At 73.8% G+C, this 22,253-nt stretch carries 20 protein-coding genes; 8 read left to right on the forward strand and 12 right to left on the reverse strand.

What is annotated here, in order from left to right; all coding sequences use genetic code 11:
- Window positions 1–2 precede the first annotated feature (2 nt).
- From ACIBIW_RS20370 to ACIBIW_RS20380, 3 genes are read right to left on the reverse strand one after another with little or no spacing between them, the layout of a single operon-like run.
- Window positions 3–953: an ABC transporter ATP-binding protein gene (locus ACIBIW_RS20370; protein ID WP_399338393.1), complete on the reverse strand. Its 951-nt coding sequence runs from the start codon at window positions 951–953 to the stop codon at window positions 3–5.
- 17 nt (window positions 954–970) lie between these two features.
- A complete protein-coding gene (locus tag ACIBIW_RS20375) occupies window positions 971–2,044 on the reverse strand; it encodes a FecCD family ABC transporter permease (RefSeq protein ID WP_399338036.1) in 1,074 nt (357 codons plus the stop codon).
- Window positions 2,041–3,033 carry a FecCD family ABC transporter permease gene (locus tag ACIBIW_RS20380; protein WP_399338038.1) on the reverse strand — a complete coding sequence of 331 codons (993 nt, stop codon included), beginning with the start codon at window positions 3,031–3,033 and terminating at the stop codon, window positions 2,041–2,043. The genes ACIBIW_RS20375 and ACIBIW_RS20380 overlap by 4 nt, the downstream gene beginning before the upstream one ends.
- A 93-nt stretch (window positions 3,034–3,126) precedes the next feature.
- On the opposite strand from ACIBIW_RS20380, the gene ACIBIW_RS20385 reads away from it, so the two are divergent.
- Complete coding sequence (locus ACIBIW_RS20385; RefSeq protein ID WP_399338040.1) at window positions 3,127–3,750, forward strand: HAD family hydrolase; 624 nt, start codon at window positions 3,127–3,129, stop codon at window positions 3,748–3,750.
- A 403-nt stretch (window positions 3,751–4,153) separates the two neighbouring features.
- Window positions 4,154–4,537 carry a cold-shock protein gene (locus ACIBIW_RS20390; protein ID WP_399338042.1) on the forward strand — a complete coding sequence of 128 codons (384 nt, stop codon included), beginning with the start codon at window positions 4,154–4,156 and terminating at the stop codon, window positions 4,535–4,537.
- A 94-nt stretch (window positions 4,538–4,631) separates the two neighbouring features.
- Here the strand turns inward: ACIBIW_RS20390 and ACIBIW_RS20395 are convergent, their stop codons facing one another.
- From ACIBIW_RS20395 to ACIBIW_RS20410, 4 genes are all read right to left on the reverse strand, one after another.
- The gene (locus tag ACIBIW_RS20395; protein ID WP_399338044.1) at window positions 4,632–5,543 is read right to left on the reverse strand and encodes a 1,4-dihydroxy-6-naphthoate synthase; all 912 of its coding nucleotides are present in this window, start codon (window positions 5,541–5,543) and stop codon (window positions 4,632–4,634) included.
- Window positions 5,494–6,228, reverse strand: coding sequence for a futalosine hydrolase (locus ACIBIW_RS20400; protein ID WP_399338046.1), 735 nt, complete (start codon window positions 6,226–6,228; stop codon window positions 5,494–5,496). Before ACIBIW_RS20400 ends, ACIBIW_RS20395 begins: the two co-directional genes overlap by 50 nt.
- An 80-nt stretch (window positions 6,229–6,308) precedes the next feature.
- Window positions 6,309–6,809 (reverse strand): DUF2771 domain-containing protein, encoded by a 501-nt coding sequence (locus tag ACIBIW_RS20405; protein ID WP_399338048.1) that lies wholly within the window; start codon window positions 6,807–6,809, stop codon window positions 6,309–6,311.
- Between the two features lie 119 nt (window positions 6,810–6,928).
- Window positions 6,929–8,326, reverse strand: a complete 1,398-nt coding sequence (locus tag ACIBIW_RS20410; protein WP_399338050.1) for an MFS transporter — start codon at window positions 8,324–8,326, stop codon at window positions 6,929–6,931.
- Window positions 8,327–8,752: 426 nt separating this feature from the next.
- Here ACIBIW_RS20410 and ACIBIW_RS20415 point away from each other — a divergent pair, with 426 nt between their 5' ends.
- The gene (locus tag ACIBIW_RS20415) at window positions 8,753–9,622 is read left to right on the forward strand and encodes a DUF3027 domain-containing protein (RefSeq protein WP_399338052.1); all 870 of its coding nucleotides are present in this window, start codon (window positions 8,753–8,755) and stop codon (window positions 9,620–9,622) included.
- Between the two features lie 382 nt (window positions 9,623–10,004).
- Window positions 10,005–13,259 carry a sacsin N-terminal ATP-binding-like domain-containing protein gene (locus ACIBIW_RS20420; protein WP_399338395.1) on the forward strand — a complete coding sequence of 1,085 codons (3,255 nt, stop codon included), beginning with the start codon at window positions 10,005–10,007 and terminating at the stop codon, window positions 13,257–13,259.
- A gap of 84 nt (window positions 13,260–13,343) precedes the next feature.
- On the opposite strand, the gene ACIBIW_RS20425 is transcribed toward ACIBIW_RS20420, so the two are convergent.
- Entirely contained in the window at window positions 13,344–13,742 is a 399-nt protein-coding gene (locus ACIBIW_RS20425; RefSeq protein ID WP_399338054.1) for a winged helix-turn-helix transcriptional regulator, read from the reverse strand.
- A 144-nt stretch (window positions 13,743–13,886) separates the two neighbouring features.
- Here ACIBIW_RS20425 and ACIBIW_RS20430 point away from each other — a divergent pair, with 144 nt between their 5' ends.
- Window positions 13,887–14,519 carry an NADPH-dependent F420 reductase gene (locus ACIBIW_RS20430; RefSeq protein WP_399338056.1) on the forward strand — a complete coding sequence of 211 codons (633 nt, stop codon included), beginning with the start codon at window positions 13,887–13,889 and terminating at the stop codon, window positions 14,517–14,519.
- Between the two features lie 110 nt (window positions 14,520–14,629).
- On the opposite strand, the gene ACIBIW_RS20435 is transcribed toward ACIBIW_RS20430, so the two are convergent.
- Window positions 14,630–14,833 (reverse strand): DUF397 domain-containing protein, encoded by a 204-nt coding sequence (locus tag ACIBIW_RS20435; protein ID WP_399338058.1) that lies wholly within the window; start codon window positions 14,831–14,833, stop codon window positions 14,630–14,632.
- A gap of 201 nt (window positions 14,834–15,034) precedes the next feature.
- A complete protein-coding gene (locus ACIBIW_RS20440; RefSeq protein WP_399338060.1) occupies window positions 15,035–15,889 on the reverse strand; it encodes a helix-turn-helix domain-containing protein in 855 nt (284 codons plus the stop codon).
- A 171-nt stretch (window positions 15,890–16,060) separates the two neighbouring features.
- Here ACIBIW_RS20440 and ACIBIW_RS20445 point away from each other — a divergent pair, with 171 nt between their 5' ends.
- Complete coding sequence (locus ACIBIW_RS20445; protein ID WP_399338062.1) at window positions 16,061–16,687, forward strand: DUF4291 domain-containing protein; 627 nt, start codon at window positions 16,061–16,063, stop codon at window positions 16,685–16,687.
- 27 nt (window positions 16,688–16,714) lie between these two features.
- On the opposite strand, the gene ACIBIW_RS20450 is transcribed toward ACIBIW_RS20445, so the two are convergent.
- On the reverse strand, window positions 16,715–17,338 hold the full coding sequence (locus ACIBIW_RS20450) for a hypothetical protein (RefSeq protein ID WP_399338064.1): 624 nt from the start codon (window positions 17,336–17,338) through the stop codon (window positions 16,715–16,717).
- 92 nt (window positions 17,339–17,430) lie between these two features.
- The gene (locus ACIBIW_RS20455; protein WP_399338066.1) at window positions 17,431–19,491 is read right to left on the reverse strand and encodes a restriction endonuclease; all 2,061 of its coding nucleotides are present in this window, start codon (window positions 19,489–19,491) and stop codon (window positions 17,431–17,433) included.
- Between the two features lie 407 nt (window positions 19,492–19,898).
- Here ACIBIW_RS20455 and ACIBIW_RS20460 point away from each other — a divergent pair, with 407 nt between their 5' ends.
- The gene (locus ACIBIW_RS20460) at window positions 19,899–21,116 is read left to right on the forward strand and encodes a lipase (RefSeq protein WP_399338068.1); all 1,218 of its coding nucleotides are present in this window, start codon (window positions 19,899–19,901) and stop codon (window positions 21,114–21,116) included.
- 133 nt (window positions 21,117–21,249) lie between these two features.
- On the forward strand, window positions 21,250–22,212 hold the full coding sequence (locus ACIBIW_RS20465; RefSeq protein ID WP_399338070.1) for a hypothetical protein: 963 nt from the start codon (window positions 21,250–21,252) through the stop codon (window positions 22,210–22,212).
- Window positions 22,213–22,253 lie beyond the last annotated feature (41 nt).

Genomic DNA, 22,253 nt, shown 5'->3' on the forward strand with positions numbered 1-22,253 from the left:
CTTCATGCCCTCCCGTCGGCAGCGGCGCCGGACTTCCCGGCACCCCTCTTCCCGGCACCGCCCGCCCTGGCACCCCTCTTCCCGGCGTCCGTCGCAGGAGCGTCCGTCGCAGGGGCCTCGGCCGCCGCGTCCGTGGCCCAGGGCGCGCCAGGCACCACGAGCGGTGAGCCCGTCACCGGGTCGGGCACCACCACGCAGTCCAGGCCGAACACGGCGCGCACCAGGTCCGCCGTGACGACCTCTCCCGGCGGGCCCTCGGCGGCGATCCGGCCGTCCTTCATGGCCACCAGGTGGTCCGCGTACCTGGCGGCCTGGTTGAGGTCGTGCAGCACGAGCACCACCGTGCGCCCCCGGTCGTGGTTGAGCTGGCGCACCAGGTCGAGCACCTCCACCTGGTGGGCGATGTCCAGATAGGTGGTGGGCTCGTCGAGCAGCAGCAGCTCCGTCTCCTGGGCGAGTGCCATCGCGATCCACACCCGCTGCCGCTGCCCGCCCGACAGCGCGTCCACCGGGCGCTCGGCGAGCGCCGTGACGTCCGTGCGCTCCATCGCCTCCGCGACGGCCCGCTCGTCGGCGTCCGACCACTGCTGCCACCACCGCTGGTGCGGCTGGCGGCCCCTGGCGACCAGGTCCGCGACCGTGATCGCCTCGGGCGCCACCGGGGTCTGCGGCAGCAGCCCGATCTGCTGCGCGATCCGCCGGGTGGGGACCGTCGCCAGTTCCCGCCCGTCGAGGAGCACCGCCCCTTCCCTGGGGCGCAGCAGCCGCCCCAGGGCGCGCAGCGTCGTCGACTTGCCGCACGCGTTGGGCCCGACGATCGCGGTGACCCGGCCGTCGGGCACGCCCAGGTCGAGGCCGTGCACCACGGCGCGGTCCTCGTACGCGAGCGTGAGCCCGCGTGCGGCGAGCCTGCCGCCCGCCGCGCCGTCGGCGGCCCGCGCCGCGTCCCCCACGGTGTCAGGTACGGCTGTCACGGCTTGCCTCCACTCCGGCCTCGTACGATCAGCCAGATCAGGTACGGCGCCCCCACGGCGGCCGTCAGGACGCCCACCGGAAGCTCGGTGGGCGAGAAGATCTCCCGCGCCAGCAGGTCGCCCGCCACCACGATCACGGCGCCGAGCAGCGCCGAGCACACCAGCGGTATCTGCGCGGTACGGGTCAGCCGCCGGGCGATCTGCGGCGCGAGCAGCGCCACGAAGTCCACCGGGCCCGCGGCGCCCGTCGCGAGCGAGGCGAGCACCACGCCCAGCAGCACGAGCCCCGTACGGACCCGGCCCAGGCGCACCCCGAGCGCGGTCGCGGTGTCGTCGTCGAGCCCCACGGTGCGCTGCGCACGCGCCGCCCACGCCACCGCGGGCAGCAGCACGAGCAGCGCCCAGCCGAGCGGTGTGGCCTCAGGACCGCCGCGCCCGTTGAGCGAGCCGGTCATCCAGATCTGCGCCTGCTGCGCGACGAGGTAGTCGCCCTTGGTCATGAACAGCGTCGTCACGGAGCGCAGCGCGATGGCGAAGCCGATGCCGATCAGCACGAACCGGGTCGCGTGCAGCCCCCCGCGCCACGCGAACGCGTACACCAGCAGCGCCGCGAGCACCCCGCCCGCCACGGAGAGGTACGGCAGCACGGCGTACGAGCTGACGCCGAAGGTGAGGGCGGCGACGGTGACCGCGCCCGCGCCCGCGCTGATACCGATGATGTCGGGGCTGGCGAGGGGGTTGCGCGCGACCGTCTGGATCAGCGCGCCCGCGACCCCGAACGCGGCCCCTACCAGCAGCCCCACCGTCATCCGCGGCAGTCGCAGCGTGCCCACGACGAGTTCGTCGGGCGAGGGCCGCCCCAGTACGACCTTGACGGCCTCGGCCGGCGGGGTGAACGACTCGCCCGTGCACAGGTAGAGCAGGCAGACCGCGGCCAGCAGCACCGCGAGCACCGCCGCCGTCAGGGTCGCCCTGCGGTGCCAGAGGAAGGTCGCGGAGTAGGCCCGCAGCACCCCGTGGCCCGCGGGCGTGAGGCGGCGCGCGGGGCGCGCGTCGAGGGCGGAGTTCACGCCTTGACCGCCTTCCTGCGCACCAGTACCACCAGGAACGGCACCCCGATCAGCGCCGTCATCACACCCGCCGGGATCTCGCTGGGCGGGAAGACGACCCGGCCGACGGTGTCGGAGACCAGCAGCATGGTCGGGCCGAGCAGCGCGGAAAGCGCCAGCACCCAGCGGTGGTCGACGCCGACGACGGCGCGGGCGATGTGCGGCACGGCGAGGCCGACGAACGCGATCGGGCCCGCGGCGGCCACCCCGGCGCCGGTCAGCAGCGTCGCGCCGAGGCCGCCCACGATCCGCACCGTGGCCACCCGCTGCCCGAGGCCCTTCGCGACATCCTCGCCGAGCGCGAGCGCGTCGAGGCCGCGCGCGACCGAGACCACCAGCACCGCCCCCACCAGCAGGAACGGCCAGATCTGGCGCACGATGTCGCCATTGCGGCCGGCCAGCGAGCCCACCTGCCAGAACCGGAACTCGTCGAGCGCCGACGCCTTGGTGGTCAGCACCGCCGAGGTCACCGACACCAGCAGGGCGTTGATCGCGGCGCCGCCGAGTGCCAGCTTCACCGGCGTCGCCCCGCCGCGCCCGCTCGCCGCCACCGCGTACACCGCGACCGCGGCGGCCCCCGCGCCCGCGAAGGCGAACCAGACGTACCCGGTCAGGGTGTGGATACCGGCGTAGGCGATGACGAGGACCACGCCCACCGAGGCGCCCTGGCTGACGCCGAGGATGCCCGGGTCGGCGATCGGGTTGCGGGTGACGCCCTGGAGGACGGTCCCGGCGAGCGCGAGCGCCGCGCCCACCATCAGGCCGACGAGCGTACGGGGCAGCCTGAGGCCCCTGACGACCTCGGCGGAGCCGCTGTGGCCGCCGTGCAGCAAGGCGTCGAACACCGCGGACGGCGCCACGGCGCGTGCCCCCACGGCGAGGCTGAGCAGCAGCGCGAGCAGCAGGGCCACGGCGGCCGCCACCAGCGCGACGGCGCGTCTGGCCTGCATGGTCTTGGTGTTTCCTCTGGACGCCGGTCAATTGGTAAGGCAATGCTAAGTCACGTTCGTACGGGTGTTTCCCGAGGCGGGCACAATGACTCCATGACCTCGCGCGCACTGACGGTCGGCTTCGACCTCGACATGACCCTCATTGACTCGCGTCCCGGCATTCGCGCCGCCTACCAGGCGCTTTCCGAGGCCACCGGGGTCTTTGTCGACGCCGATCTCGCGGTCACCCGGCTCGGCCCCCCGCTCGCCGAGGAAATGATCAACTGGTTTCCCGCGGAGCGGGTGGACGCGATGGCCGCGCTCTACCGTGAGATCTATCCCACACACGCGATCGAGGGCACGCTGGCGATGCCGGGCGCCCGCGAGGCCATCGACGCGGTCCACGCGGCGGGCGGCCGGGTCATGGTCGTGACCGCCAAGTACCGGCCCAACGCGGAGATGCACCTGCGCCACCTCGGCCTCGACGTGGACGTGCTCGCGGGCGACCTGTGGGCGGAGCGCAAGGGCGACGCGCTGCGCGCCGAGGGCGCCGGGGTCTACGTCGGCGACCACGTCGGGGACGTGCGGGGCGCCCAGGCCGCGGGGGCCGTCCCGGTGGCGGTGGCCACCGGGCCCTGCGCCGCCGACGAACTGCGGGAGGCGGGCGCGCACGTGGTCCTGGCCGACCTCGTCGCCTTCCCGGAGTGGCTCAAGGAGTGGCGCCCCGGGGAGCGTTAGCCGCCTGCGGCGGCTGGCTGCCCCGAGAAGCGCCGGGCGCTCCGGCGGTGCGTGGTCCGAAGACGCGTGGGCCGCCCCGGCGGTGCGTGGTCCCGAGATGCGTCGGCCGCCCCGGCGGCGCCCCCGGGGCGCGAATTCCCCTCACACGCGCCAGCGGTGCGCCGCCTGAACGCCCCGGGTATCCCCGCGTTACCCGGGGTTTTGTCACGCCCTCGACCAGGGTAGTTCCCAGCCCATAGGGACAGTCCGGCGGCGTCTTGTCATCGGTCACCGGACGATTAGCCTTGGTGACGGCGGGTCGGGCGACCCGCTCTATTGCTATCCAGAGCCGTTTTCCCCTCCGGTTCCCCGGCCAGGGCCCCGGGAAAAAGCGGCGTGACATGTACGAGGACGAGGACTCCAGGTGCCCACCGGCAAGGTCAAGTGGTTCAACAGCGAGAAGGGCTTCGGCTTTCTCTCCCGCGACGACGGCGGCGACGTCTTCGTCCACTCCTCCGTACTCCCGTCCGGCGTCGAGGCGTTGAAGCCGGGGCAGCGGGTCGAATTCGGTGTGGTCGCGGGACAGCGCGGGGACCAGGCGCTGTCCGTGACCCTGCTGGACCCGACGCCCTCGGTGGCCGCGGCGCAGCGCCGCAAGCCGGACGAACTGGCGTCGATCGTGCAGGATTTGACGACACTCCTCGAAAGCATCACGCCGATTCTGGAAAAGGGCCGCTATCCCGAGAAGGCGTCGGGCAAGAAAATCGCCGGACTGCTGCGCGCCGTCGCCGACCAGTTGGACGTGTGAAACGGGGCGCGCTCACGCGAACGGCACGGACGAGAGGGGCGCGCCAGGACGACCGGGCGCCGGGGAGAGCATCCCGGGCGCCCGGTCGCGCGCTCTACGGGAACGCCAGTGCCTCGGGCGCGGTGGCGGGCACGAGCCCCTCGGCGGCGGCGCGGTCGAGCAGGCCCCTGATCGCCGCGTAGCCCTCCTCGCCGAGGTCGGCGGTGAAGTCGTTGACGTACAGGGCGATGTGCTGGTCGGCGACGCCCGGGTCCATCTCCTGCGCGTGCTCCATGACATAGGGCCTGGCCGCCGCGGGGTCGGCCCACGCCGCCTCGACGGAGGCGCGGGCGGCCTCGGCGAGCCGCTTCAGCGCCCCCTCGCCGAGCGAGCGCTTCGCGATGATCGCGCCGAGCGGGATCGGCAGGCCCGTGGTGGACTCCCAGTGCTCGCCCATGTCGGCGAGGCTGTGCAGCCCGTAGTCCTGGTAGGTGAAGCGGGCCTCGTGGATGACGAGCCCGGCGTCGACCTCGCCGTCCCGCACGGCGGGCATGATGCGGTCGAACGGCATCACCACGATCCGGCCCACGCCCCCCGGCACGGTCGCCGCGGCCCAGAGCCTGAAGAGCAGATACGCGGTCGACTTCTCGCTGGGCACCGCGACCGTCGCGCCCGTGAGGCCGGTGCCTGGCTCCCGGGTCAGCACCAGCGGGCCGCAGCCCCTGCCGAGCGCCCCGCCGCACGGCAGCAGCGCGTACTCGCCGAGCACCCACGGCAGCACCGCGTACGAGACCTTGAGGACGTCGGACTCGCCGCGCTCCGCCATGCCGTTGGTGATGTCGATGTCGGCGAAGGACACGTCGAGCGCGGGGGCGCCGGGGACACGGCCGTGGGCCCAGGCGTCGAAGGTGAAGGTGTCGTTGGGGCAGGGGCTGAAGGAGATCCGCAGCGGCCGCTGCGGCGCGTCAGCCGGAGGCTTAGCGGGTGCGCTCGCCTGGCCCTGATCCGCCGGGGACGCGTTCGTCATGGGATATCCAACCTTCCAGTACGGGTGCGAGTTCGCCGAAGGCCGCGGTGAGGGCCGCCAGCGCGTCCCCGATGCGCCAGGCCGCGCGGTCGCGTGGCCCGACGGCGTTGGAGACGGTGCGTGTCTCAAGGACGGGGAGGCCGTGCGCCGCGACGGCCTCGGCGACCCCGAAGCCCTCCATGCCCTCGGCGAGCGCGTCCGGATGGCGCCCGCGCAGCTCGGCGGCGCGGGCCGCGGTGCCGGTGACCGTCGACACCGTCAGCACGGTGCCGGTCGCCGCGCCGCAGGCGCCCGCCGCGTCCCGTACGAGCGCGGGCGGCGGCAGGTGGGTGACGGTGCCGAAGCCGAGCCCGGTGATGGGCACGAAGCCCTCGGCGGTGTCGGCGCCGAGGTCGGCGACGGTGATCGCGTCCGCGACCACCACGGAGCCGAGCGGCGCCGCGGGCGCGAAGCCGCCGCCGATGCCCGCGCAGACCACGAGCCCGTACGGGGCGCCGCGGAGCGCGCCCGCGGTGAGCGCGGCTGCGGTGGTGGCGGCGGCGCGCGCGGGGCCGACCCCGGCGGCAAGCAGGTCGAAGCGGCCGTGCCGCAGCAGGGCCGCCCCGGGCAGCAGCGGGTGCTCGGTGCCGCCGCCGGAAAACGCGGCGGCCACCGCCGCGCGCTCCGCCTGCACGGCCGTGGCCACCAGGACACGCCCCGAACGCGGCTCCCCACCGGGGGCCTTCGCGCCCACCGCTCCCGTCGCGGCTGTCGCCGTGCCGGGGCCTACCCGTCCTTCTCGAACCGGAACGACCACAGGCCGTTCGCCTCCTTGCCGCTGCCCTCCAGGACGCTCACCGTGGCGTTCCTGCCGTTCAGACCGAGCTGGGTGTCGAAGAAGACATTGCCCGGCACCTCACGGTACGTCTTGCCGCTCGGGTCCCCGAGGGGGCGTCCGCCCACGAGGATCGTCCACTTCTTGTCGGCGATCGCGGGGTCGACGCCGAACCGTACGATCTCGTCGGGGTCGACCTTGATCGTCTTGGCGTCCCGGTCCCGCAGGCAGCCGCGCAGTTCCGAGGCGGGCACCGGCCCGCCGTCGTCGTAGCAGGCGGCCTCCGTGTGCACCGAGTTCTCTCCGACGGTGACGGTGGCGACCGGGGTCGGCTTGTCGCAGCCGGACAGGGCGAGGAGACCGGCGCCGAGGGCGCCGAGCGCGGCGGCGGCCCGGCGGCGGGACACCCGGACGTGGGGGGAGCGCGGCGTGCTCGCGCACAGGGGGGTCATGATCGCAGGCTAACGGCCGCCGCCCGTAGGGGCCGCCCCGGGCGGACGGGCGCGCCGCAGGTCAGGAGGGCGGCTCGGCAAGGCGACGGCGGGCGTTCGAAGGCGTCCCGTGGCGGGTGTCAGGCGACGCGGCGGGTACGGGACGTCTCGCCGTGCCGGGCCGCGGCCAACAACCCCCGTATGGTCGTCACCCAGCCGGAGGCCACGAGCGCGGCGCCGATGAACAGGCCGAGCGGGCCGTTCAGCGGCAGCGCGATACCGATGGCGCCGCCCACCACCCACGCCATCTGGAGCAGCGTCTCGGAGCGCGCGAACGCCGACGTGCGCACCCGCTCCGGCACGTCACGCTGGATCAGCGCGTCGAGCGACAGCTTCGCCAGCGCCTGCCCGCAGCCGGCGAACGCCGCGAGCACCGCGACGAGCGCGGCCCCGAAGAGCACGGCGGCGCAGACCGCCATCCCCATCACCACGCCCACCACCGTCACGATGATCACCTCGGGGGCGCGCGACCGCAGCCACGCGCCGACCGCCGTGCCCAGCGCGTTGCCCACCCCCGCCGCCGCGCCGACCATGCCGAGCGAGACCGCGGCGCTCTGCCCGGCCAGCGGGTGCTCCCGCAGCAGGAACGCCAGGAAGAAGATCAGGAAACCGGAGAGGCAGCGCAGCGCCGCGTTCGCGACGAGGGCGCGGATGACGCCGGGGCCGACCGTCCTGAGGCCCGGCCTGCGCTCCTTCGCCGTCTTGGCCGCCGCCCCGTGCGGCCGGTGCTCCTCACCGACAAGCAGCGCCCTGCCCTCGCCCTTCGCCGAGTCCACCTTCGGCGGGAGCTGGAACGACAGCACCGTGCCCCCGATGAAGATCAGACAGGCGCCGTAGAGGGGCAGCCGCGCGTCCACCGTGTGCAGCCCCGCGCCGATCGGCGCGGCGATCCCGGTGGCGAGCAGCCCGCCCAGGGTGACCCGGGAGTTCGCCTTCACCAGCGAGATACGCGGCGGCAGCAGCCGCGGCACCACCGCGCTGCGCACCACCCCGTACGCCTTCGAGGCGACCAGGACGCACAGCGCCGCCGGATACAGTTCGAGGCCGCCGGTGACCACCGCGCCCGACAGCAGCAGCGCGAGCAGCGCCCTGGCGAGCATCGCGGTCGCCATGGCGGCGCGGCGGCCGTGCGGGACCCGGTCGAGCAGCGGGCCGATCACCGGGGCGAGCAGCGTGAAGGGCGCCATCGTGATGGCGAGGTAGAGCGCGACCCGGCCGCGTGCCTCGTCCGTCGGCACCGAGAAGAACACCGTGGACGCGAGCGCCACCGTGATCATCACGTCGCCCGCGCCGTTGACCGCGTGCACCTCGATCAGCTTGCCGAGGCCCGACTCGCCCGCGCCGTGCGCGTGCGTCGCCTTGCGGATGCCGCGGCCCACGCCCGTGAACGGCAGCCGCAGCGCACGCCCCACCGCGCGACCGGCCCGGAGCACCGCTCCGGACCCGCTCGCGGTCAGCGAGGACCTGTCGACTGCCACTCCGTCATAGTGCCCCCCGGAGGCCGAAAGTAGTGCCTCCCCGGCTCGGATGTCCCCTGTTGCCGGAAGTTGCCGGAATCGGTACCTCCGTGGGCCACGGCCGCGTACCCCACGGGCGGCGCGCCCGCCGCCGACCCGTACCGGGGCCCCTCGTAACCACCGCCATACGCAACAAACACCCCAAAAACCCCGGAGCGTCGGGGGCACCGCTCCCGGCAACCCGGGGGGAGGGGGTAGCGTGCGTAGCGCGCCCCGGCGATCGGTCTCGGCCGTGCGCCTGTCGGCCATCCCGCAGAATGGATGGAGCAGGTGCGCCCGAGGACGACGGGCGCGGACGTCGACGCGGCCCCCTGGTCCGCTCCGTCCGCACCTCGTCACCGGGAAGGGCGGCGCACTCGTGAGACGGCGTAGAGAGAAGCGATACCTGTGAGCGCAGCGACACCGCGAAGCCGCACCCCCGACCGTTTGTGCGCCGAGGCAGTCGGCATGGCGCGCGCAGCCGCCGAGGAGGCGGCCGCCCCAGGCGTCGTCGGCGAGCACGTCGAGGCGGTCGTCGAGGGCGACCGGGTCGTCACGCACCTCTTCGAGTGCAAGGAGCCCGGCTACCGCGGCTGGCGCTGGGCGGTCACCGTGACCCGCGCCGCACGCGCCAAGGCCGTCACCCTCGACGAGTCCGTACTGCTGCCTGGCCCCGACGCGCTGCTCGCGCCCGAGTGGGTGCCGTGGAGCGAGCGGCTGCGCCCCGGCGACATGGGCCCGGGCGACCTGCTGCCCACCGAGGCCGACGACCTGCGGCTCGAACCCGGCTACACCGGTGCGGACGAGCCGCCGCCGGACTCCGCCGTCGCCGAGGAGACCGCGGAACGGGCCGAGGCGGAGGACGCCGACCTCACCGCGGGCCCCCCAGCGGACCTGCCGCTCGCCCCCGCCCGCGGCTCCATCGCCGCCGTCGCCCAGGAGATCGGCATGGGCAGGGCCCGCGTGCTGTCCCGCTACGGGCTGCACAGCGCCGCCGACCGCTGGGAGGAGGGCTTCGGGCAGAAGACCGCCATGGCCCAGGCGGCCCCCGCGAGCTGTCAGACCTGCGGCTTCCTGGTGCCGGTCGCGGGCTCGCTGCGGCAGGCGTTCGGGGTCTGCGCCAACGAGTTCGCCCCGGCGGACGGCCATATGGTCTCCCTCGACTACGGCTGCGGCGGGCACTCCGAGGCCGCCGTCGTACCGAAGGCGCCCGAGCCGGGGGAGCCCGTGGTCGACGAGACCAGGCTCGACGAGCTGTCCTTGCGCGAGGACGCCTGACCCCGGGGCTACGGCCCCGCCCCGCCCCTCCGACCCCTCTCTCCTCCGCCCGCCTCTTTCCGGGCTCCGCCCGGCCTCTACGCCCGCCTTTCTCATCTGCTCGGTTCTTTCCGGGCTGCGCCCGGCCTCTTCGCCCGCTTCTCTCCTCTGCCCGGCTCTTTCCGGGCGCGCCCCGGCCGCTCCGCCTGCGCTCTCCTGCGCCCGGCTCTCCCCGGGCTCCGCCCGGCCCCTCCGCCCGCCTCTCCGGGCTCCGCCCGCCCTCGGCGGTCCCGCCCCCGCCCGCGTCGTTGTCGTGGGCGCGGTACCTTCTGCCGGGCATACCTTCCGCGGTCCGCGGAGGGGGACGGCTTGACCGGCTTCAAGGAGTAAGCGCGTGAGCAGCGTGAGCAAGTTCGTGCGGCCCGCGGCCGAGGGGGCCGACCCGTTCGGGACGGCGCGGCTGCGGCGGGGCGTGCTCGACGCCTGGACCGCGAGCCCCGCCAGGTTCCGCGAGGACGCCAACGCCGAGGAGGACCTCGCGCTCGGCGGCTACCGCGACCGCCTCATCGTCGAGCTGGCGCAGAACGCCGCCGACGCCGCCGCACGCTCCGGCGTCCCCGGACGCCTCAGGCTGACCCTGCGCGGCGACGTCCTCGCCGCCGCCAACACCGGCGCCCCGCTGGACGCCGCGGGCGTCGAGTCGCTCGCCACGCTGCGGGCCTCCGCGAAGCGCGACGCGCCGGGCGGCGGCGCCACCGTCGGCCGGTTCGGCGTCGGCTTCGCCGCCGTGCTCGCGGTCAGCGACGAGCCCGCCGTCGTCGGCAGGAGCGGCGGGGTGCGCTGGTCGCTCGCCGAGGCCCGCGACCTCGCCGCGGAGGCCGGGGGCGAGAGCCCAGGTCTCGCCGACGAACTGCGCCGCAGGGACGGCCACGTACCGCTGCTGCGGCTGCCGTTCGCCGCGGAGGGCACCGCCCCCGAGGGCTACGACACCGTGGTCATCCTGCCGCTGCGCGACGCCGCCGCGCGCGACCTCACCGCCCGCCTCCTCGACGGCGTCGACGCCGCGCTGCTGCTCGCGCTGCCCGGGCTCACCGAGATCGTCGTCGAGTCCGACGAGACCGGCGGCACCGGCGCGGGCTCCGCCGCCGTACGCACCCTCACCCGCCGCGAGACCCCCACCGGGGCCGAGGGCGACGCGCCTGGCGCCCGTTACACCGTCATCGACGACACCCGCGACGGCGCCGAGCGCTGGCGGGTCAGCTCCGCTGACGGCGTCCTCGACCCCGCGCTGCTCGAAGGCCGCCCCGTCGAGGAGCGGCTGCGCCCCCACTGGTCGGTCACCTGGGCGGTGCCCGTCGACGAGGAGGGCGCCCCGAGCCGCCCCCGCACCGCGCCCGTGGTGCACGCGCCCACCCCGAGCGACGAGGCCCTGGGAGTGCCCGCGCTGCTGATCGCCTCGCTGCCGCTCGACGCCACCCGCAGGCACGCCGCCCCAGGACCCCTCACCGACTTCCTGGTGCAGCGCGCCGCCGACGCGTACGCACGCCTCCTCGCCGACTGGCGCCCGGTCGGACCCGGCGTCGTCGACCTGGTGCCGGGACCGCTCGGCAGGGGCGAACTCGACGGGGCGCTGCGCGCCGCCGTCCTGGAGCGGCTGCCCGGCATCCCCTTCCTGCCCAGGGCCGCCGCCGTCGCGGACACCCCGGAGCCGCCCGCAGCCGACGACGCGCTCGAAGCGGAGCGCGCCCCCGCCGCCGCGCTGCGCCCGCTGGAGGCCGAGCTGGTCGAGGGCGCGGGCGCCGACACCGTGCGCGTCCTCGCCGAGGTGCTGCCGACGCTGCTGCCCGCCGGGCTCGAACGCCGCGTCGAGCTGCGTACCCTCGGCGTCGGCCGGGTGCCGCTGACGGAGGCCGTCGACAGGCTCGCGGGCCTCGAACGCGCCCCCGAGTGGTGGCGCGGCCTCTACGACAGCCTCGCCGGGGTCGACCCCGAGCGGCTGACCGGGCTGCCCGTGCCGCTCGCGTCGGGCGCCACCACCATCGGGCCCCGGCACGTGCTGCTGCCCGTCGCCGAGCAGGCCGTCACCGAGGGCGCGGCGCAGGCGCTGGTACGGCTCGGCCTCAAGGTGGCCCACCCGGACGCCGCCCACCCGCTGCTGGAGAAGCTGGGCGCCCTCCCGGCGCGCCCGCGCGCCGTACTGACGACGGCTCAGGTACGGGCCGCCGTCGCCGCCTCGCTCGACGACGAGCGCTGGGAGGACTTCGACGCCGCGGGCGGCGCGGGCGGCCTCGAACCCGAGGAGCTGGCCGACGTGGTGCTCGGCCTGGTACGGGACGCCGACCTCGAACCGGGCGACGAACCCTGGCTCGGCGCCCTCGCCCTGCCCGACGAGGACGGCGAGTTGGCGCCCGCCGGTGAACTCGTCGTCCCGGGAAGCGAGTTCGCCGAGGTCATCAGGGAGGGTGAACTCGCCGAGGTCGACGCGGAGTTGGCCGCCCGCTGGGGCGTGAAGCCGCTCGCCGCGTGCGGCGCGCTCGCCGGCTTCACCCTGGTGCGCGCCACCGACGTGGTGCTCGACCCCGACGAACTCGACCCCCGGGAGGGCGACTTCGCAGAACCCGACGACGTGGGGCTGCTCGACGCGGTCGACGTCTGGTGCGAGGACGTCCTCGACCGGCTCCCCGACACGCCGGTGCCCCCGGTCGCCACCGAGATCCTCGCCGTACGCGACCTGGACCTCGTCGACGACGCGGCGTGGCCGCGCGCGCTCGCGCTGCTCTCCAGGCCCCCGCTGCGCGACGCCCTCACCCAGCGGGTACGTGTCCTGCTGCCGGACGGCACCACCGAGACCGTACGCTCCTACACCGCCTGGTGGCTGCGCGGCCACCCGGTGCTCGGCGGCAGGCGGCCCGCCGGGCTGCGCTCCGCGGGCGGCGACCCGCTGCTCGGCGGCCTCTACGACTCCGCCGACGCCACCGGCTTCGACGACGAACAGGTGCTGCGGGCCCTGGGCGTACGCACCTCGGTGGGCGCGCTGCTCGACGAGCCCGGCGGCGCCGCGGAACTCCTCGACCGCCTCGCCGACCGGGACCGCCCGGTGGAGGCGGCCCAACTCCACGCACTCTACGGCGCCCTGGCGGACCTCGACCCGGAACAGGTCACACTCCCCGACGAGTTGCGCGCGGTGGCGGGGGAGCGGGTGGTGGTGGTCGACGCGGCGGACGCGCTGGTCGCCGACGCCCCCGACCTGCTGCCGGTGGCCGGCGAGCGCCCGCTGCTTCCGGTGCGCCCGCCCGCCGCCGCCGACCTGGCGGAGTTGTTCCAGGTGCGCGGGCTCGGGGACCTGGTGGCGTCCGGGGAGATCCCGGCACCCGACCTCGCCCAGGGCGTGGAGCGCGAGGTGCCCGCGGCGGTACGCGTCCTGCTCGGCCCCCGCACCCCGGACACCTACACCGAGCACGAGGAACTGCTCTCCGACGGCATCGAGTTGGACTGGTTCCGGGCCCCCGACGGCACCCTGCACGCCGCCACCGTCGAGGGCGTGGCGGCGGCCCTGTGCTGGACCACGGCCCAGTGGCCGCGCCGCTTCGAGGTGACGGCCCTGATCGAGGACCCGTCCCGTACCGCGGAGTTGGCCCGGGACAGGTGGTTCGACTGAGGGTTCGGCTGAGGCTCCCGGGGCCGTCGCCCGCGCCCCGGAGACCGCCTGCGCGGCCCGCAAACCATCCCCCGTGCGGGGGATCTACTCCCCGGGGCCCCGCCCGCGCGGCGCAAACCGCTCCTGCGCCGCCACCACGTCGTCCCCGTACGCCACCGCCCAGGCGCCCATCTCCCGCATGGGGCCCAGCAGTCCGCGCCCGGGGGCGGTGAGCCCGTACTCGACCCGGGGCGGTGCCTGCCGGTAGGCGGTGCGTTCGACGAGGCCGTTGTACTCAAGGCGGCGCAGCGCCTCGGTGAGGACCTTGCGGCTGATGCCGCCGATCCTGGCGGCGAGGTCGCGCGGCCTGAGCGGCCCGCTCTCGCCGAGGGTGAACACGACCACGCTGTCCCACCGGTTGGCCAGCACCTCGAAGGCGATACGGGCGCGGCAGTCCGCCGTGAACCCGTCGTGCCGCCCCGCGCCCGCCGTCGCCCCGTCCATGCCCCCATGGTCCGCCACCGGCGTCCGCGTCTGCCCGCCGGGTCCGGCACGGCGAAGGACACCGTTCGGTACCCGTCGCGCTGCCTAACGTCGTGCCGTCGGACCGGAGGCCCCGTACGGGGCCCGTACGGAGGGAGCGGCGCGGTGCGCGTCGGAATTCTGGGCACGGGCGGGATGGCGAGGGCGCTCGGCGGCACCTGGGCGGCCGCGGGGCACGAGGTCCACGTCGGGGGCCGCGGCGGGCAGGCACGGGCGGCCGCCGCGGTCGGCGCCGCCGCGCACGGGACCTTCGCCGAGGCGGCGGCGTACGGGGACGTGGTGCTGGTGGCGGTGCCGGCGCAGGTCGCGCCCACTCTGGTACGGGAGTTGGCGCGACCGCTCGCCGGAAGGACCCTGGTCGACTGCACCAACCCGGTGGAACCGGGCCCCGGCGGCCTCGTCCTGACCACCGGCGCCGGGGACCCGCTCGCCCTGCGCCTGGCGCAGGCGGCGCCCGGCGCCCGGGTAGCCAAGGCGTTCAACCTCTGCCACGCCGACGTCTGGGGCAGGCCGGGGGCCCGCTACGAGGGCGTACCGCTCACGGTGCCGCTGTGCGCGGACGACCCCGGCGCACGCGCGGACGTGTCGGCGCTTGTCGAGTCCGCGGGCTGGGTGCCCGCCGTGGTGGGGGGACTCGCGCAGGCGGCGCACCTGGAGGCGGCGGCGGCCTTCGCCATCGCGGTGTGGCGCTCCGGCGGACAGCCGCGGCACGCGTTCCCGCCCGTCGAGGCGGGCTGAGGGACGGCGGTCCGTGGCCGCCCCGGCCGGTACCGGGCCGCCGCGGCGGCCCGGTCGGGTGGGGGATGGCAGGAGTGGGGCCTGGACGGGGCCGGGGCGGCCCCGGCGGGTCACTCGACGAAGTCGTCGAATTCGCCCGCCTTCACGCCCTTCAGGAAGGCCGCGAGCTTCGCCGGTGTGGTGGTGACCACGGTGTCCGGCATGCCGCTTTCCCGCAGCACGATTCGGCCTTCGTGTTCCGCGATTTCCAGGGAGTTGGCGCCACCTCCGCCCGAAAAGGTTGACTTCTGCCAGTCTATGGAAGATCCGCCCATGCTCTCGCCTCTCACAGTCTCGTGCGATGCCAGTTCACTTACGGCCGCGGGCCTCTCCGCGAGCGCAGATCCCGTTGGAATCACGGACACGGCACGGCGCTGGTTCGTGGCACCGTGCTTGTCCTTCCGGTCGCGACGTTCCCGCTCGGCACCCGTTCCCGTTCCGCACGAGCCCGCTTTCCCGCGGTCGGCGCGACGCGGTCAGAGTTCGCGGGCGATGTGGTGGATGAGAGTGCGTGATTCGTCGGGGCTGAGTGTCGCCTTGCGTGCGGAATCGAGCAGCGTCCGGTACGTCCGGAGATCGGCCTCGGCGTCGAGAAAACTACCACCGGAGACCGCGTCGATCTGCACCACGTCCAACTGCGGCACCACCGCGTGCGCGTACACCACCGACTGGGTGGCCTCCACGAAGTCCTCGCTCGTGAAGGGGACGATCCGCAACGTGACGGTGGGCAGCCCCGCGGCGTCCATCAGATGGTTGAGCTGTTCCCTGGCCACTTTTCGACCACCGAATCGCATCCGCACGGCGGCTTCGTGCACGATGGCCTCGTATACCGGCGGCTCGGGCCGTTCGAGGACGTGGAAACGCCGCATCCGGTGCTCGACGCGTGCGTCGATCTCGTCGTCGGAAAGCCGTGGCAGTACGCCGGAGAAGAGGGTGCGCGCGTAATCCTTCGTCTGTAGGATTCCGGGCAGAGTCACGTTCTGGAGTGCGCACATGGCGACGGCGTGGTGTTCCATTTCCGCCACGTCGAGGAATACGGGTGCCAGAATGCCGCGGTATTCGTCGAACCAGAACTGGCCGCGGTGTTCGCGGGTAATGTCGCAGAGCGCCGAGATCAGCTCCTCGTCGGGGCAGCCGTAGAAGTGCGCGAGGCGGCGCAGCCGTGTCTCGCTCACCCCCACCCGGCCGGCCTCGATATGGCTGATCCTGGCCTGGTCGACCGAAAGCAGCCCCGCCGCCTCACGCGCGGCGAGCCCCGCCGACTCCCGCATCTTCCGCAGTTCGGCGCCCAATCGGGCCTGCCGGGCAGTCGGATGGTCCCTGTGCGGCATCAGCGCTTTTCCCCCTTATTCCCCCACAACTGCCCAGAGTGTGCCGGGCCGCCGAGCGGCGGGTCCAACGCGTAACTCCATGGGGTGATCTTCGGCCGCATCCCCTGCGCGGGAGGCACGCCATGCGGTAAATAGCTGGCCGCCCGCGGTGACCCACCCCATCCTCGAACCATGACCGAGTCCGCCGCCGTCCCCCGCCACCAGATCCGCGCCGCCACCACCGCCGACACGGTGACCGTCTACCAGGCGTACTCCCCGCAGATCGGCCACCCCGCGGCCCGCGACGGCCACTTCCCGGCCCACTGGAAAAGGGACCGCATGACCTGGATCAAGCCATCCTTCCTCTGGATGATGTACCGCTGCGGCTGGGCGCTGAAAGAGGGTCAGGAAGTGGTGCTGGCAGTGGAGATCACCCGCGACGGCTTCGAGTGGGCACTGCGGAACGCCTGCCTCTCGCACTACGACGCGTCCCTCCACACGGACCACGACACCTGGCGCCGGACCCTGCGCGAGTCCCCGACCCGCGTCCAGTGGGACCCGGAACGCGACCTCCGTCTACGCCCGTTGCAACACCGCTCCCTCCAACTGGGCCTGTCGGGCGAGGCATCCCACCGCTACGCGGACGAGTGGCTGGTGTCCCTCCGCGACGTGACGCCGCTGGTGCGACGTATCCACGAGTTGGTCCGCTCGAACCAACTGGAGGCAGCGGAACGGCTGTTGCCCCAGGAGGCGCCGTACCCGGGAGGGGAGGAGCTTGTGGGGCATCTGGTGGGGAGGGGCATGGCGGCTGGGGCTTGAGAGATCAGAGCACCACGCCTCCACAAGTCACCCGAAGGGCCCGCCTCGTTGGGCCTGCCAGAGGGAGCGCAGGGCGGCAGCCGCTCGTTGTGCCGACTCGTGCGGCTCGGGGCGCGGCGCGGGGGTCCTCGGACCGTCGGCCAGGTCCTGGTCGCTGAGGGACCTGGCGCGGACGGTGGTCCAGTCGGCCCGCTCCACCACGGCGACGTGCCCGTTCTCGTGGGCCGCTTCGTCCTGCCAGTCGTCGCGCGGGGCCATGAGGACACGCAGCGACCGCTCGTCGAGCCAGCCGAGGCCCAGGATCTGCCGACCGGACTCGCTCTCGATGAGCGAGGCGACCGTGCCCGCCTTCACGCGCAGAAGCAGCAGCTCCCCCTCGAAGTGGTAGCCACCGTCGTACCCGCCGGTCCCTATGGCGAGCAGCGGGCGCCGAGGGTGGAAGGCCAGCGCGTAAACGGGGAAGCGCGAGCGGACCAACGCGCGGCGGGCGTAGTTGCGGCTGGAGTAGACCGCCACCGGCGTATCCCCGTCATCGGTCTCCGCACCCGCCACGGCCAGCAGCCCCCGCTGCTCGTCATGGACGACCAGCATCGGCACCCCCACCCCGAGAAATCCCCACCCCTCGGGAGGCCCTTCACCGGATTCCACCATGCCGCCATCTTCGCAACTGCGCGGCTGCGCAGGGAGTGTCGGGCAGCGTTCACGGACTTCGGGTGGCAGGGGCGTATCGGGACTGCGGCGGGCTACTCCACTTCGATGCCGAAGTCCTGTACGAGTTCCTCCAGGCCGCCCGGGTAGCCCTTGCCTCCCAGGACGAAGTCCCAGTCACCGTTGGCCCGTCGCCGGAAGGAGCCAAGTACCAGTGCCGTCTCGCGCGGTCGGCCGTCTGAGACTTCGAGCTGCCCCAGCTCGGCCATCCTCGGGTCGAGCAGCCGGATGCGCGCATCCGTGAAACCGGAGAGGTCCGCATCCGGGTTGGCCTCCGGGTCGATGGCCGCCACGAGCACGAACCGGTCGGCCTCTTCGGGCAGCCCGTCGAAGGACACACAGATCGCGGCCTTGTCGGGTGCGCTCGCGGGGAGAGTACGGACAGAGCCGTCCGGCACCTGGGGGTTGTTGAAGAAGACGAAGTGGTCGTCGCTGAGGACCCGATTGCCGCGGCAGACGAGAGCGCACACGTCCAAGGCGACACTTCCGGCCCATGACATGCCCAAGACGTTGTAGTTGTCAGGCAGCGGCGCGCCCGCCGCCGAGGGCGCCTGTGCGGCCGGAGCCTGCCGAGGGCCGCCGCCGAGACGCCCACTCAGCCCATGACGGTGCAGCAGGTCCACCAGTTCCGGGCCCGAGATGAGTTCCAGCGGTTTGCCATTGGCGAAGGCGTGGGAGCCCGGGCCGAACCTCGACGTGGTCACCAGGACACCCTTGTTCGCACCGGCGTCCTGCACGGTTCCGTACAGGTCGCGGACAGCGGTGGGAGGCACCGTGTTGCGGTAGCGCTTCACCTGCACGACGATCTTGCCGCCTCGAATCGGCGTCGGGTCCAGTGCGTCGACGTCCACGCCGCCGTCGTGGGAACGCTGGGTGGTCACGGCCTGCATTCCCATCGCCCGGAAGAGACCGGCGACGAGCCCCTCGAAGGCGACGGGGTCCATGGCGAAGAGGTCGGGTTCTTCGTCATGGCCATGCGCGACGACGCCGTTTCCGACATCCGCGGGCCGCCTGCTCGGCCGTATTGCGCTGAGTTGGTCCGGCCGTGCCGAGAGCTGTCCGCGCAGCGCGTCGGCCAGGCAACTCCCGGCGTCCACCTGCGCCAGGTGCAGATCGCGGAACGAGGAACGCGGGGCCATGACGGTCGCGAGAAAGATCTGGCCCGGCCGACCCGTCGTGGGGTCGTGCCCGTCGACGAATCCGTTCAGGGCCACCGACTCAAGCGCCCCCGCCTCATCCGCGGCGAACAACTCGTGGAGAACGAGAAGCATGCACTGGGCCAGGACCTCCCTGTACAGGGCGCGGCGCTGACTCACCGGACGGGTGGTCTCCTTGTCCTGGTCGGCGCTGGACATGTACCGGACCGACTTCACCTCGGGTACGACGTCATACGCGGGCAACTCCCAGTCCAGCACCAGTTGTCCGGCCGGGGAGTCGTAGGCGGCCGCCACCTGTCGCGGGAAGCCTTCCGGCCATGCCGTCGAGGCGTAGAGAGCGGCGGAGAAGTACTCGATCACGGAATTGGGTTCCCTGCGTCTCACCCCTTCGGTCACGGCGACGACGCCGGCGTTGTGCCGCCGCGTATCGGCGAGTTGGCTGTCGGCCCACTGCTGGTACTGCTGTTGATACGACGCCAGTTCCTGCTGTCTGCGGGCCTCCGCTGTCTGAGCGGTCTGCCAGTCCCGTTCGAATCGTGCTCTCGCGTCCGCCTGGGCCTGGGCCCGACGGTTCGCGGTCCAGCCGCCCTGCGCCTGGTAGTGGCTGATGTCCGGCATGGGTATGGGCTGTGCCAACGCTCCCGGTGCGAAGGGCCGGACGTCCTCGTGTCGCATGAGGGACGCGGCCTTGAAGGCCGGTGCCCGGCAACCCGAGGCGAGAAGCCCTTGCAGCGATGTGACCTTCGCGTCCAGTTCCTCCGTGCGGCGTTGGGCCTCTGCCTGCCGGTACTCGCGATGGCTCTGGGCGGTTCGGCGCTGATAGGCCCGAGCCTGCTGTTCCTGCTGTCTCTGCCGTCTCGCTTCGGCTTCCCGCTGTCGCTGTTGCTGCCGTTGCACTTCGGCCCAGACGCCGACACGACCACTGGATCGACGACTCATGTGCTGAATGCCCTCCCCAAGGCACTGGCTGTCCCCACAACCAGTTGTAACTAGATGACTCTAGCCAGCAATCGGCGCCCCGCATATCCACTTGTTGAAGAAAGCACTATCGGTCCATCCCCGCAGGTCAACCTGGTGGAGCGGAGCGGGAACCGCTGTGGTCGGCAGGACCAGGACCGTCGTGCTCGCGGGGCCTGCGCGGTCGTCGCCAGGGGTGGGGTCCTGGTGGAGGCTTCAGGAGAAGGCGGGGGGTCGCACCAGTGTGCAGGGGAGTGGGCGTGGGTGAGGGTGGGGCGGTCTTCAATCGTGCTCATGCGGAGGTCGTCGTGGGAATGAGTGGCTTTTTGGAGTTGCGTCGGGGGAGTGGGCTGCGGGTGGGGGCGGCGGTGGTCTGTTGTGGGCTGCTGTTGAGCGGGACCGCCGTTGCCGCCTCTCCGGCCGCGCAGGGGCGGGCGTCGCCGTCGCGGCAGCAGGGGGAGGAGCGGGAGCACGGCAGGGGCGCGCTGGTCTCCGCGGAGAAGCTGTACACGCTCGCGACCCCGCGGTCCGTGGCGGCCGAGTTGCGTGAGGCCGGGTTCGGGGACGGCACCGTACGGCACGGTGTCGTCGCGTACCGGCTCGTCTACCGGACCGTCGATCCGCACGGGCGGCCCACCACGGCGAGCGGGCTTTTGGCACTGCCGCTCGGCGGCGGCAGCCGACTGGGCGCGGTCTCCTTCGCGCACGGCACCGGCAGCAACAGGGACGACTCACCGTCCATGCGGCGCGGCGACTTCGTGTCCGCGCCCGTGATCGCGCACGCGTCGGCGGGGGCCGCGGGCGTGGCGCCCGACTACCTGGGCATGGGCAAGGGCCCGGGACCGCACCCCTGGATGGACGTCGGCTCCGAGACCACGGCCTCCCTCGACATGCTGCGGGCGGCCCGCGCCTTCGCGCCGCGCACCGGGCATGTGCTGGAGCGCGACGTCATGGTCACCGGCTTCTCGCAGGGCGCCTCCGCGGCGCTCGGGCTCGGCCGGGCCCTGGAGGCGGGCGAGGACCACTGGTTCAGGCTGGGTGCGCTGGCGCCCGTCAGCGGTGCGTACGACTTCGGCGGTACGGAGCTGCCCGCGCTGCTCGCCGGCCGCCTCGAACCCAAGTCCGGCGTGGTGTACGCGGCGTACACCTTCGTGGCCTTCAACCGGCTCCACCACATCTACGACAGCCCCGGCGAGGTCTTCCGGGCCCCGTACGCCGACACCGTCGAGGCTCTCTTCGACGGCGCGCACACGGGCGAGGAGTTGATGCGGGGCACCCCGGGCACGCTCGACGAGCTGCTGACCGGGCACGGCCGCGAACTGCTCGCACATCCGACGGGGCCGCTGGCGGCGGCGCTGCGTGCGACCGACGCCGTGTGCACCGACTGGGCACCGCGCGCCCCGATCCGCCTCTACATGGCGAGCGGCGACGAGCAGGCCGTCAACGCCAACACCGCGCACTGCCGGGCGGCCCTGCGCGAACACGGGGTGGACGCCCCGGTCGTCGACCTCGGCGGTGTCGACTACGAGGGCTCCCGCCATCTGGGGTCCAATGTCGCGGCCACGTCGGCGATCGTGCGCTGGTTCGCCGGGCTGCGCACGCGGTGACGGCGGGGGGGCCGTGCGCCGGAACGGCCCCCGGACCGATGTGGCACCTGTTGCCTCCTGAGGAACCTCGCACCGGACCCCGGGCGTTCTGACGTGTGTCATCGCACGTTCGTACGGAGGTCGGGCCGCGTTCATGGAGCATGAGGGGAAGCAGCGGGGCAGGGGGCGGGGGACCGGGGTCGTCGGGCGTTATGCGCGTGCGTTGTACGGGTTCACGCTCCTGGTGTCGGCGCTGACGGCCGTGGTCGGCCTCGCCGTACTGGCGGGCGGGTTCGCGGCGGCGCGGGGCGGCTTCGAGAGCGTGCGGGAGTACGCGGACGAGAACATCGCCAACGAGGACTCCTACTGGGCCTACGCCGACGGAGGCATGGACCCGCTGGTGCGGACCGGCGCCGTGGTGTTCGTGCTGCTGCTCCTGCTGGGGCTGCTCGTCGTCTCCGTACTGCACACCGCGTACGCCGTCGGTGAGTCGCACGCCGCGCGGGGCGGCGGACCGCTGGGCACCCGCGAGCTGTGGCGGCGCGCCCGTGCCCGCTTCCCCGCCGCGCTCACCGTCAACGCGCTGACGGGACTTGCCGTCGGCGCCGTGGAGTTGGCGGGCCTCGTGCTGTTCAGTTTCGTGGACGGCGGCGACGTGCCCGGTGTCGAGCCGACGCCGCTGCACGAAACGGCGTCCCCGCAGTACGCGCTGGTGGGGTGGGTGCTGCCGATCGCCATCTGGTCCCTCGGCGGTCCGCTGCTGTACGCGCGGCTGGCGCTGGCCACCGCGGACACGGTGCTTGAGCGCCGCTCCCCGTTCGCGGCGCTGCGCCGCTCCTGGGTGCTGACCCGCCGCGCGCGTGGGCCCGCCCTCGGTCTCGGCGTGCTGGTCACCGGGGCCGCCGTGCTCGTCTTCTGGCTCGCCCGCTACCCGGCGGCCCCGCTCGCCCACTTCGCGGGCCTCGGCATGCTGCGGCTCAGCGGCGACAACGTGTGGATGACCGGGGTGCTGATGAAGGTCTTTCCCACCGCCGTGGGCCTGCTCCTGCTGCCGCCGCTGGTCATGCCGCTGGTGTGCGCGGGGTTCGCCCGGCTCCACGCGCGGCTGAACACCTGAGAGGGCGGCGGCGGGGCGGGGTGGCGGGCAATCGGGCCAGG

Source organism: Streptomyces sp. NPDC050560, assembly GCF_044457285.1.
Taxonomy (GTDB): Bacteria; Actinomycetota; Actinomycetes; order Streptomycetales; family Streptomycetaceae; genus Streptomyces.